General features: G+C 49.1%; 6 protein-coding genes. 5 read left to right on the forward strand and 1 reads right to left on the reverse strand.

Going from position 1 to position 12,582, the window contains the following annotated elements:
* Positions 1–227 precede the first annotated feature (227 nt).
* Positions 228–695: an HTH domain-containing protein gene (locus BRO54_RS17285; RefSeq protein WP_068896398.1), complete on the reverse strand. Its 468-nt coding sequence runs from the start codon at positions 693–695 to the stop codon at positions 228–230.
* Positions 696–972: 277 nt separating this feature from the next.
* Here BRO54_RS17285 and BRO54_RS17290 point away from each other — a divergent pair, with 277 nt between their 5' ends.
* From BRO54_RS17290 to BRO54_RS17310, 5 genes are all read left to right on the forward strand, one after another.
* Positions 973–4,680, forward strand: coding sequence for a 5'-nucleotidase C-terminal domain-containing protein (locus BRO54_RS17290; protein ID WP_223812548.1), 3,708 nt, complete (start codon positions 973–975; stop codon positions 4,678–4,680).
* Positions 4,681–4,954: 274 nt separating this feature from the next.
* Positions 4,955–7,729 (forward strand): DUF6359 domain-containing protein, encoded by a 2,775-nt coding sequence (locus BRO54_RS17295; protein ID WP_068895366.1) that lies wholly within the window; start codon positions 4,955–4,957, stop codon positions 7,727–7,729.
* A gap of 549 nt (positions 7,730–8,278) precedes the next feature.
* Positions 8,279–10,606: a bifunctional 2',3'-cyclic-nucleotide 2'-phosphodiesterase/3'-nucleotidase gene (locus BRO54_RS17300; protein WP_074044729.1), complete on the forward strand. Its 2,328-nt coding sequence runs from the start codon at positions 8,279–8,281 to the stop codon at positions 10,604–10,606.
* A gap of 703 nt (positions 10,607–11,309) precedes the next feature.
* On the forward strand, positions 11,310–11,918 hold the full coding sequence (locus BRO54_RS17305) for a type IV toxin-antitoxin system AbiEi family antitoxin domain-containing protein (RefSeq protein ID WP_031406925.1): 609 nt from the start codon (positions 11,310–11,312) through the stop codon (positions 11,916–11,918).
* The gene (locus BRO54_RS17310; protein ID WP_239691291.1) at positions 11,918–12,445 is read left to right on the forward strand and encodes a nucleotidyl transferase AbiEii/AbiGii toxin family protein; all 528 of its coding nucleotides are present in this window, start codon (positions 11,918–11,920) and stop codon (positions 12,443–12,445) included. The genes BRO54_RS17305 and BRO54_RS17310 overlap by 1 nt, the downstream gene beginning before the upstream one ends.
* The last annotated feature ends 137 nt before the right edge of the window (positions 12,446–12,582 follow it).

Below are 12,582 nucleotides of genomic sequence, written 5' to 3' on the forward strand. Positions count from 1 at the left end.
GCATCAACGGAGAATGTTGATGGACGTGTTCTACAGGTGCCACAATCATGCTGAATCATGGCTTCTTTTCACTGTCCCGAGGCAGCCCATGTTTTTGATTTTCCTAATTTTCGTTCTCCTTGAAATCATGAAGTTGATGGTTTCTTTCTGAATCCATGATGAAAACGCGCTGCAACTGCTTAGAGCACTTGATATCATCCATCCGTGAGCCGTCTTGTGCCCGAAAATCATAAATTATTCAATTTGGACTTCAGTTTTTCCAGCAACTCGTTCGTGCTTGCGGAAATTCCCTTTTTGATTAAGTGGACTATGGCCTCATTGAAACTGTTCAATTCATTTCCTAATTGATAAATCCGGATTTGGTTCAATAGATCGACAGGTAGGTCAATGGTCACTTTGTTCTTTGCTGGCTGCTCTTTTTCTTTGTATTCCGCTTGGTCTTCGGGATGTTCATACTTCCATTCTGGCAGCGCAAGGCATCTTCCTTTTTCTAAATAGACAAATTGCAATTCCGGATTGTTCCCGACGTTCATTCTTACATTTCGCTCAAGTGTCTGTGATAAGGATTGAACTGCATCTTTCGCCTGGCTTTGGACAAGCCCTTTTTCCAAAGCGATTTTTGCCAGTTCTTTGGCGCTTAACGGTATTTTCATCTCTTGAAGGATCTTCGCTGCTGCCTGTTGGATGGTCAACATCATATTCACCTCCTTGAATTGCATTATAAATGATTTTTTTGTTTGTTTCAACATAAAAAATCATATTATTGATTTTATTGATTTTTTGTTGTTATAAATCATAAAATCATGTCCGGTTCTTTCATCGCTTCTTAATCTGCATACTTCAGAATAGGGGGGGATATAATTTTCTTTATTTACAAAATCTTTATTATATATTTACATATTTTATCTTTTTTTCTTTTATTTTCAGTTTATATTGAAATTGAAATTGTACAAAAAATGGAGGGAGAGGGAAATGAAGAAGAGGTATATGCCGATAGCGGCATTGTCCGCTTTGTCGCTTGCTGCTGAGGCGGCGGCGCCCGGTTTGGTCCAAGCGGCCGATGCGGGTCGGGCGGAGCAGTTGGTGGCGAAAGCCGAAGCGCTGGCAGGGGCATTGAAATGGGAAGTGTCATATGAGTACCGGAAACAGAAGGTTCCGGATCGGGCGCTTGACTATCCTGATATGCGGCTGTTTCAGGAAACAAAACAAGCATTGCAGGCGGCTGAGCAAGAAGTAAGAAAAATGAGCGGCAAAGAGAGAGAAGGATTGGAAGCACGGCTGTCGGAGCACGTGCGGGTGTATGTGCAGCGGGCGGTCGCCTACATTGATGCCGTGTCGGCGGGAAAAAGCATGGCGAAAAAAGCCCAAGAGCTGGCCGAGCAGTTGAACAAGGGGGAAGCAGGCCGAGCGTTGGAGCAGGCTTATCATGCTTTATCAAAAGAAATTCGTACCAAAACACCGATATTGTACCGCGTCTATGGGGCATCGACGCGCCAAGCGCTGTTTGACGGATATGTAAAGCCGGCGGAACGAGTGAGACAAGTGGCTTTGTATCCGGTATCGATCCAGATTGAGGCGGATCGTTTGCGCGCTTCTGTGGCTGAGGGGCGATTGGATGATGTCATCGCTTGCCAAACGCGCATCGATCGGTGGCTCAAAGAGGGGAACACCTCGGGGGCGATGCGGGAAAACAGCCGTCTGCGCGAGAGCATCCGTGCTTATGCGCAAGCGGCCAAAAACGAAGCAGCAACGCGGTGGACGATTATTGAGGCGGCATCCACCGATCCGAATCATCCGACTGCCGCGGGCGGAACGGCGGGGAAAGAACAGGAGTATGATCGGCCGGTGGTGCTGCTTGCCGGTGATAAGCAGTATGTTCGCTTCGCGTATGCCCATGTGAAGGGAGATGTCTTGATCAAGGGAAAAGGAAATGGCGCCGGCACGGTTGTGTTGGATCATGTACACGTGACCCCTGGGGCGGTTGGCGACGGGAAGCTTATTGTCGATGATATAAGCGAACACACTCTGTATCAACGATCTGTGTCTGCGGAGCAATTGGACATTCGCGATGTGAACGGGGCGCATATTGTGGCCAGCGAAGGAACAAGGGTGAAAACCGTCCGGCTCATTGACGAAGCCGGCAGCGAGGGAACATTGGTGTTGGAAGCGAAAGAAGCCGGGGCGTATGATTCACTTGTCATTGAAGCTGCACATTCTCGGACCTTGGTGGAATTGCGCGGGAATTTTTCCAAGACGAATGTCCAAGTGGCGGGCAATGGGGCGTCTGTGAACATCAAAGCAGGCACGGTGGTGCAACAACTCGATGTGAAAGCGGGCGCAGACATTGTTGCTGAGAAGGGAGCAGAAATTCAAGCGATCGATATCGCAACTGCTAAACAAGGGGAGCGCGTTCAGCTCAAAGGCGATTTGGCGAAAACGACGGTCGTTGTAAGCAATGGGAATGGGCGAATTGAAATTGGCGATCAGACGGTAGTCAAAGAAATTCGAAAAGGCGCCACTGTGCAAGGAACAGTCGAAATCGCCAATCGGGGTGTTGTGCAGACGGCAGTCGGTGTGGCCATTCAGGGACAGACGTCAGGAACCGTCTCCAACCCAGGTTCCGTCAGCGGAGCGAGCGGAGGGGGAATGGCTGATGTGACGCCCCCGCATTTGTCGTTGGCTTCTTCCCCGCGGGTGACGGTCGGAAAAGACATTACCGTCCAATCCGATGAGGAAGGCATCGTCTATGCTGTGCCGAGCAGTGAACAGCCGCATTCCTTGGCGGAGTTGGAAGCGCTCGTATCAAGCGGCAAGGCGAAAAAAATTTCTTTAACCGCTCCCGGGACGAATGTACGGGTGAGCACGTCCGGATGGCCGATTGGCACTTATCGCTTGTACGAGGCGGATCGTTCCGGAAATGTGTCCGCCCCGACGGATACGTTGACCGTTGAGCCGTTTGAGTTGATGATCATGCATACGAATGATACGCACGGGCATTTGGAGCGGGCGGCGCGGCGCATGACAGCGATCAAACAAGTGAGAACCGAACATCCGGACGCGCTGTTGCTTGATGCCGGTGATGTGTTTTCCGGAACGCTGTATTCTAGTGAGTTTAACGGATTGGCCGATTTGGCGCTCATGAATTTGGCCGGATATGATGCGATGACATTTGGCAACCATGAATTTGACAAAGGAACGGGTGTGTTGGCTGATTTTGTGAAAGAGGCGAGGTTTCCGTTTGTCAGCGCGAACGTCGATTTGTCGAACGATGTCCACCTGGGCGGACGATTCCATGACACGATTGCCAGCCAGCCGGAGAACGGAAACGTGTATGAAGGTGTGATCAAAGAAGTAAACGGTGAAAAAATTGGCATTTTTGGTTTGACAACCGCGGAGACAAAGCAAATTTCCAGTCCGGGCGATGGTGTGAAGTTTGAAGATTATTTGCAAGAAGCGCGCAAAGCGGTAGATGATTTGCGCCGCCAAGGAGTGAATAAGATCATCGCCCTCACCCATATCGGCTTTAATGACGGGGGAGGAGATAATGATCTCACTTTAGCGAAGGAGGTGGAAGGCATCGATATTATTGTCGGCGGCCACTCCCATGATAAATTGGCGGAGCCGGTCATCGACCGAACGGGAGAAGAGCCGACGGTCATCGTACAGGCGAATGAATACAACAAATATCTCGGCACGCTCGATGTCCAATTTGATGAACAAGGGAAAGTCATCAGCTATGCGGGGAAGCTGATCGATATTGACCAAAAAACCGGTGAAATGTATGTGTTGAAAGAAGATGAGGAAGCGGCTGCCCTGCTTGATGAGAAGTACACGCCGAAAATCGTGGAAAAGCAAACGACAGTTGTTGGACAGACGACCGTTCCGCTTGTTGGCGGCAATCCTCCGGCGCGGGTCGGTGAAACGAATTTAGGCAATATGATCGCCGACGGCATGTTGGCGCGGGCGAAACAAATCGACCCGAGTGTGTCGATCGCGTTTCAAAATGGGGGCGGAGTTCGCACGTCCATTCCGGCGGGAACGATTACGCTGGGAAAACTGCTTGAAGTCATGCCGTTTGGCAATTCGCTTGCCATTATGCGGTTGACGGGGGAAGAAATCAAGCAGGCTCTGGAAGTCAGTGTAAAAGATGCGCCAACGAAACCATTCGGGGGATTTTTGCAAGTAGCGGGGCTTCGGTTTGTTTATGACAGCCGGCAGCCGGTTGGACAGAAAGTGGTATTTATTGAGGTGAACGAAGGTGGCCGTTACATTCCGCTCGATCCGAACAAAACCTACGGGGTGGCAACCAACAACTTTACGGCGAAAGGCGGCGATGGATATGAGGTGTTCGCCAAAGCGTATCGAGAGGGGCGTGTGAGCGAGCCGGGCTTTGTCGATTGGGAAATGGCGAAGCAATACATTGAATCCCAGCCTGACAAAACAGTCGCGCCGAACGTGGAAGGGCGGATTCTCGATTTGGCCTCTATAGTTGTTCCGGCGGCCGAGTTCAGCGGGACAGCGGACAAGCCGAAAATGTATAACGGCCATGTGGCGGTGGAAGCGAAAGATGTGAACCAACTTCAATATGCGGTCATCAAAGGGAATTTGTATATTCGCGGCAATCATTCTGTCACGCTTGATCATGTTACAGTCGAAGGGGATGTGTATTTGCTTGACTAACGTGCAGGCGTTGGCCCAATCCTCCCGCTTCCGTGGGTGGAAGTGGGGGGACGCATTGGCGCCGGTTGTTTTAGAAGGTCGGTGATCGAATGGAGAAAACGGATGCAGCAAGGATTTTTTTGAATTGCAAAACAGCGTGGAAAGGGGACTTTCTTTGCATTCATGAACCGATGATTTGAAGAAACTACTGTTTATCACCAGTCCTTTTCGATTTGAAAACAACTGTCGACGCTTGCAGGCGGGAAAAATTGAAACCTTTCTGGGGGAGCTTATGATGAAAAGCAAACGGTGGAAAACGGCGGTTCTGATTGCATGGCTGTTCGCTTTGGCGCTGTCGTTGTTGACACCGGCGGTTTCTCGGGCCGATGGGGCTGTGACGGTGGCCGAGGCGATTGCTCGCAACAGCGGGACCGCGACGGTAGAAGGCTATATTGTTGGCGTGGTTCAGTCGGGAAGCGGCGCATCTGTGACCTATTCATTGTCCGCGCCGTTTACAGTGGAGACAAACATCGCTCTTGCGGATCGTCCGAATGAAACTGATCGAAACAAAATTCTGCCTGTGCAATTGCCGCCCGGAGCGATTCGGGAAGCATTGAATCTAAAGGCCCATCCGGAGAATGTCGGAAAGAAAGTTCGTATTACAGGAAGCTTGGCCGCATATTTTGCCGTGCCGGGCTTGAAAGCGCCGACGGCGTATTCTTGGGTGGAGAGCGCGACATCTAGAGTTGAACCTGTGACCGCTGCGCCGGGGCCGGGGGCGGTGCCAGAAGGGACGTTTATTCGCCTAGTGACAGCGACCGAAGGAGCGACGATTTATTATACAGTGGATGGCAGCGAGCCGACGACATCCAGTTTCGTATATCGTGAACCGATTCCAGCGGAAGCGATGACGATCAAAGCATTTGCGGTAAAGGAGGGCATGGAGCCCAGTGTTGTTTCGGTGTTTACGTATTCGGTCCTCACTCAAGCAGTGCGCATACATGACATTCAAGGTGTCGGCCATCGTTCGCCATGGGACGGGAAGCAAGTGACAGGCGTCGAAGGCATTGTCACGTATGTCCCGGACTCCAATCATTTGTACATGCAAGATCCAAAGCCGGACAACGATGAGCGCACGTCGGAAGGCATTTTTGTGTACAAGCCATCCCATGGCGCCAAGCCGGGGGACATGGTTTTGATCGATGGAACGGTCACGGAATGGCTGATGGAAGGGTATGCGGAAAAAGCCGATACCGATTTGACAGTCACAGAAATCGATGCATCGAAAGGATCGCTTCGCATCGTGCAAAGCGGCCAACCGTTGCCGGCTCCTGTGGTCATTGGGCGGGACCGGGCATTGCCGACGGAGGTGATCGATAATGACGGTTTTTCTGAATTCGATCCTAACGAAGATGGCATTGACTTTTTTGAGAGTTTAGAAGGCATGCTTGTTCAAATCGAGGAGCCGAAAGTGATCGGTCCGCAAAAGTACGGGCAAATCCCGGTTGTTCCGCAGTCCATCCCAGTCGATACGCGAGCAGGGGGATTGCGCCTGTCCGAGAATGATGCCAATCCAGAGCGAATTCTTCTGTATGTGCAAGACAGAACATTCGTCGCCAAAACTGGAGATTCGTTTGCCGGACCGGTCACAGGGGTGATGAGCTACCGCTATGGCAATTACAATGTGCTTGTTGACCGCGAGCGACTTCCACGTCTTCTCGAAGGCGCGGTGTCTCCGGAGACGACGGACATTGTTCCCGATCCCGACCAATTGACGATTGCTTCGTACAATATCGAAAATTTTTCCGCCCGATCGAGCGACGAAAAAGCGAACCAGTTAGCCGATGATCTTGTTTATAGGCTGAAAAGCCCGGACATCATCGGATTGATGGAAGTACAAGACAATGACGGAGAAACGGATAGCGGAGCGACAAACGCTGATCAAACGATGGCACGTCTCATTCAAAAGGTGAAAGAGCGTGGAGGGCCGGACTATGTGTATATTGATGTTGCGCCGCAAAACAATCAAGATGGCGGCGCGCCCGGGGGCAACATTCGTGTCGGATTTTTGTACAATCGGGATCGCGTGTCGCTTGTGGACGGAAGACAGGGGGCGGCGACGGAGGCGGTGGCGTTTACCGATGGGCGCTTGACGCTCAATCCAGGGCGAATTGATCCAAACAATCCCGTTTTTCAAGGGACTCGCAAGCCGTTGGCAGCTCAATTTGAATTTCGCGGCCAAACGGTGATCATCATTGCGAACCATTTCAACTCCAAAAACGGGGATGCACCTCTGTTCGGCAAAATCCAGCCGCCTGTGCGCCCAAGTGAGGCAAAACGCGTGCAAATCGCTGAGGTCGTTCATCGTTTTGTCCAAGATGTGTTGGAGAAGCAGCCGAATGCCAATGTCGTTGTACTTGGCGATTTGAATGATTTTGAGTTCTCCGCTGCTGTAAAGACGTTGAAAGGAAGCGAATTGGTGAACATGATGGAAAGCGTGCCGGCGGATGATCGGTATTCGTATATTTATGAAGGCAATTCCCAACTCCTTGACCATATTCTTGTGTCAAAACGCTTGGCTTCCTCAACGAAGGCGGATATCGTCCATATCAACGCTCCGTTTATGGAAGGAAAGCGGGCGAGCGACCATGACCCTGTGCTTATTCAAACATCGCTTTCGAGCAAGGAGGAAACAACTCCACAACAACCATGGACGCGCTTGGCAAATGTATCCTTGAACCGGCTTGTCGTGCAAACGGTGCACGCATTCTTGTCAGTGGAGGGCATGTCTTCCATTCGCGACGGCATATGGCTGCAACACAACGCTGTGCTGCGGGGAGAGGGGCTTCGGCACACGAAGGTGGTCATCTGTCCTGTTGCTCCGGGGGCTGTCGTGGATTTTCAAGGAGCCGTCGTGAAAGAGGTAGTCATTGCGAATAGACATGTAAAGGAAATTCGCGGGGCAGAGTATGTGCAAACATGGAACATAGCTGACGGGGTTGACTTGTCCACGATCGTGATCAAACGTTCAAACGGCGAGCCGATTCATCCGACCACGGTTCGACCTTGATGGAAAGTAGTAGCGATTCCCGCCCATGTGGCGGGAAAGGTGCTGTTTTCTTTTTCATTCGTCAAAAATGGACCTTCCCCAAAAGGTGTACGTGACTTTTAGAAAAACAAACATGATAGAAGTTTCGCTCAATCGATTTGAATGATCTCCCACCTACGCAAATGCTTAGAGGTGGGAGATTCTTGGGAACACCCGCCCCACGGCAGGTTGCCAGCCAAGCCATCCCCGTGCGTCCCATTGTTTAGCTGTCTTACGAAGACAGCCAACGAAGTCCTTCTTTCAAGATATTTTAGGCGGCGTTGGGGAACATCCATGATGGAAGACGCTGATTCATTCCCCACTTCCGCTGATCGCGCGAAAGTGGGGGCTTCTCGGTTAGAGATGATAAATGGTAAAAAGAGAAAATGATCTTTTTGATTTCGTCTACCAGGAAACTTCCTTCTGTCAAGTACATTTTGTGGTAAAGAGTATTTTTTCTAACAATTTTGTGTTTTTTGTGATATGATGGCAATGGTACAAATCTTTCGAACCACTAGAGGGGGATGGGCATTGAAAAAACGGAAGAAATACGGGGCGGCGAGCGTGGTGTTGGCGTTGGGGCTGCTTGCTCCGGCTGTGTTGCCGACCGCAGCGGGCGCGGAAGACCGAGATGTCGTCAAGCTGCGCATTTTAGAGACGACGGACGTACATATGAATCTCGTCAACTACGATTATTTCAAAGATAGTCCGACGAATGAGTTTGGGTTGTCGAAGACGGCGCGTTTGATCGAGCAGGCGCGCGCTGAGCAGCCGAATACGCTTCTGTTTGACAACGGGGATTTGATTCAAGGAACGCCGCTTGGCGACTATGTGGCCAAAGTGAAGCCGTTGCAAGACGGAGAAGTGCATCCAGCGGTGAAACTGTTGCATTTGTTGAAGTACGATGCGGCGACGGTTGGGAACCATGAGTTCAACTATGGCTTGGATTTCCTCAATGAAGTGTATGACGATGCCAAGCTGCCGATCGTGAATGCGAACGTGTACCGTGACGATCATGACCAAAATCCGGATAACGATGTCAACTATTTCACGCCGTATCAAATTTTAGCGAAAGAAGTCGTTGATGAAGACGGGGAGAAGCATACGCTGAAGATCGGCGTCATCGGCTTTGTGCCGCCGCAAATTATGGATTGGGACAAAGCGAATTTGCAAGGGAAAGTGATTGCGAAAGACATTGTGCAGTCGGCGCAAAAGTATATTCCAAAAATGAAAGCGGAAGGGGCCGATTTGATCGTTGTGCTATCGCACTCGGGCATTGAGACCGGCGGAAACAGCCCGAATATGGAAAACGCATCGTATTATTTGACGCAAATTCCGGGGATCGACGCCGTGTTGACCGGCCACCAGCATAAAAAATTCCCGGCCCTTCCAGGCACGACACCAGATTTTCCGGACGGAAACGGAATCAACAATGAAACCGGCACGATCAACGGTGTTCCGGTGACGATGCCGGGTTCATGGGGAGATACGCTCGGCGTGATCGACTTGACGGTCGAGCAAGTCGACGGAAAATGGAAAGTGACGCAAGCGAAAGCCCAACTCCGTCCAGTGTATGACAAGGCGACGAAAACGCCGCTTGTCGACAGCGACCCGGCCGTTGAGCAGGCGATCCAAGCGGAACATGAAGCGACGATTCAGTACGTCCGCAGCCCGGTTGGAAAAACAACGAGCCCGATCAACAGCTATTTTGCGCTTATAAAAGACGATCCGTCCGTGCAAATCGTCACGAATGCGCAAAAATGGTATGTCGAAAAGATGTTGAAGGGGACGAAATATGAAGGCCTTCCGGTGCTGTCGGCCGGCGCTCCGTTCAAAGCCGGCGGACGCGGCGGGGCGAGCTATTATACCGACATCCCGGCAGGGGAAATCGCCATTAAAAACGTCGCCGATTTGTACTTGTATCCGAACACGGTGTATGCGTTGAAAATTACGGGAGCCGAGTTGAAAGAATGGCTTGAGTGGTCGGCGGGGCAATTCAACCAAATCGACCCGAACAAGACAGACGTTCAGCCGCTCGTCAACAATGACTTCCCGACGTACAACTTCGACATTATTGATGGAGTGACGTACGAGATCGATGTCACCGAGCCGGCGAAATACGACAAAAACCAAAATGTGATCAATCCGAACGCGAATCGGATTAAAAACTTGAAATTCGAAGGCAAGCCAGTGACGCCGAACATGGAATTTATCGTCGCAACGAACAACTATCGGGCGACGACAAACCGGATCATCAATCCGGGCGGGAAAAACACGATTTTGGCTGCGCTGGATGAAAACCGGCAAGTGATCATCGATTACATTCGGGAAAACGGAACGATCAACCCGTCGGCGGATGGCAACTGGCGGTTTGCGCCAGTGAAAGGGAAAGCGCCGGTGACCGTCACTTTTGAATCGTCGCCGGAAGCGCAAAAATACTTGCCGCAAGACGGCAGCATCCGCTATGTCGCCGCCTTGCCGAGCGGATTTGCCCAATATGAATTTGCCTTGCCGCTTTGGAAGGAAGAAAAGCCCAACCCGCCAAAGCAGCCGGAGAAGCCAACCACTCCTCCAGGCCAAGTGAAAAAAGTCTACTGGGATGGTGTGGAGCTGAAAAAAGGGCAAATCGGCCGCTTGACGGTGCAAAAGCCGATCAATCTATGGAAGCGGACGAAGGATGGGCGCCTTGTGTTCGTCCGCATCTTAAAGCCCGGGGAAGTGTACCGCGTCTACGGGTATGACGCGCGCTTCGGCGGGCAGTACGCGGTCGGCGGCGGGTATTACGTAACCGACATCGACACGCACATCCGCTACGAAACGCCGTCAAAGGAGAAGTTGAAGTTGGTGAATGGGGAGTAAGCAAGAAAGCGAGGCTGTCCGAATGAATGGGACAGCCTCGCTTTTTGCATGTTTATCATTCCGAATTGAGAAGACCCCACTTCTACGCGTGAGCATAAGTGGGGGATGAATCGCTGTCTTCGTAAGACCGCTGAACCGTGGGACGCACGGGGATGGCTTGGTTCATAGCCTGCCGCGGGGGTTCCCAAGAATCTCCCGCCTCTAAGTGCAAGCATAGGGGGAGAGCGTTCAAGTTAGTTGGTAATTAATGAAGGTGTTATGATGTTCACAGTTCAAATCATTTGACGGAGTAATAGTCAGTGGCAGTGACGTCGCTGTTAAAGTGTAGCCATAGACATTGCGGTTGACCAAGGACAGTGTTTGGAACACAGTCAGTATGATATGGAGCCTCCATAGGCATTATTTTGCTCGAATGGCGATATATGAAGATATTTCGATAGGCAACCAGCCGATCATGTCTCTCCCTCCATATTAACACGATGTCTTTCCGGGAGTGGAGTGGATCACGTTTTCATGAGCGAAATGGTTCAATATTATATGTGAAAATAACGGTAGGAATTTTACTTATTGTCGGCATATAATAATAAGTGGATGCATTAAGGTGAAAAAAGAGGGATATTGTGAGTAATCGAGAATAAGTATATTAAACGTTTGCAATGAATGATAAATGCCGACGTTTAGGTGAAAAGAGTGGTGATAATTAATGAATAAAGAAGTAAGCAAAATAATAAAAGATATTTTTGTGCGTCAAAAAGGATTTGCGAAGACAGAAGACTTAACCAGAGAAGGAGTGAGCAAATATTATATTCGAAAGTTCGAGCAAAATGGAGAAATCATTAGGATAAAACGTGGGCTGTACCGTTATGCTGCATTTGAAAATGATCAAAATGAAGAAGTGGTTGAAGTATCAAAAGTGATCCCGAATGGTGTTCTTTGTCTTTTGTCGGCATTGTCTTTTTATGAGTTAACAACTTATAACCCGTGGGAGTACCAAATTGCTATTGAAAGAAAATCAAGGAAACCCAGTTTGCCCGATTATCCGCCAATTAAAATTTTCTATTTTTCAAAAAAACAGTTTGAATATGGAATTGAAGAAGTGGAAATAGGCGGCCATAAAATAAGCATTTATAATCGTGAAAAAACGATTTGCGACATTATTCGATACAGAGAAAAAATAGGAATCGATTTAATGAAAGAAGGTTTGCGAAATTATTTACAAAGTCCTGAAAAAAACATAAATAAACTGGTGGAATGTGCTGAGAAAATGCGCATCAAGACGGTTTTATTAAAATACTTAGAGGTGCTTTTATAATGGGAAATGTTAAAAATATACCTGCTTCAGTTGGAGAAAGACTAAAGAATATTGCTAAACAAAGCGGAAAAACCTTTGATTTCATTTTATTGTTGTATTTTCAAGAAAGGTTGCTATATCGACTTTCCATTTCTAATTATCGGGATAAATTTGTTCTAAAAGGCGGTCTCTTTTTATTTTCCTTAACACAATTTAAATCTAGGCCAACCAAAGATATTGACTTTTTAGCCAGACAAATTTCGAATGATATTCAATATATCAAAACTGCGTTTGAGTCCATTTGTACGTTAACTGCTGAAGAAGATGGAGTCGAATTTGATGTAAAGGGCATTACGGCTGAACGAATTAAAGAGGGTGCTGATTATGAAGGGATTCGTATTAAAATTCCGGCAGCACTTGGCAAAATAAAAAAGCAATTGCAACTGGATATTGAATTTGGTGATGTCGTGATCCCAAAACCACAAGAGATGCAGTATCCTACTTTATTAAAAACGTGCATGAAACATTGCGGCACCCGGGAGTTGTGACAAAAAGCAAATATACTGTACACGAATTTCAACTAGGGATTTAACGGTGAAGCAGGAATGTTTGAGACATATATGAAATGGTTCAGAGGTCGAAAATAGTCATTTCGTCTTACTTCCTCGCGAAGAAAATCACGGTA

Source organism: Geobacillus proteiniphilus, from assembly GCF_001908025.1.
Classification (GTDB): Bacteria; Bacillota; Bacilli; order Bacillales; family Anoxybacillaceae; genus Geobacillus; species Geobacillus proteiniphilus.

Coding starts and splice junctions, on each gene's coding strand:
- BRO54_RS17285 (WP_068896398.1), bottom strand. CDS start 695: ATGTTGACCATCCAACAGGCAGCAGCGAAGATCCTTCAAGAGATGAAA.
- BRO54_RS17290 (WP_223812548.1), top strand. CDS start 973: ATGAAGAAGAGGTATATGCCGATAGCGGCATTGTCCGCTTTGTCGCTT.
- BRO54_RS17310 (WP_239691291.1), top strand. CDS start 11,918: ATGGGAAATGTTAAAAATATACCTGCTTCAGTTGGAGAAAGACTAAAG.
- BRO54_RS17295 (WP_068895366.1), top strand. CDS start 4,955: ATGAAAAGCAAACGGTGGAAAACGGCGGTTCTGATTGCATGGCTGTTC.
- BRO54_RS17305 (WP_031406925.1), top strand. CDS start 11,310: ATGAATAAAGAAGTAAGCAAAATAATAAAAGATATTTTTGTGCGTCAA.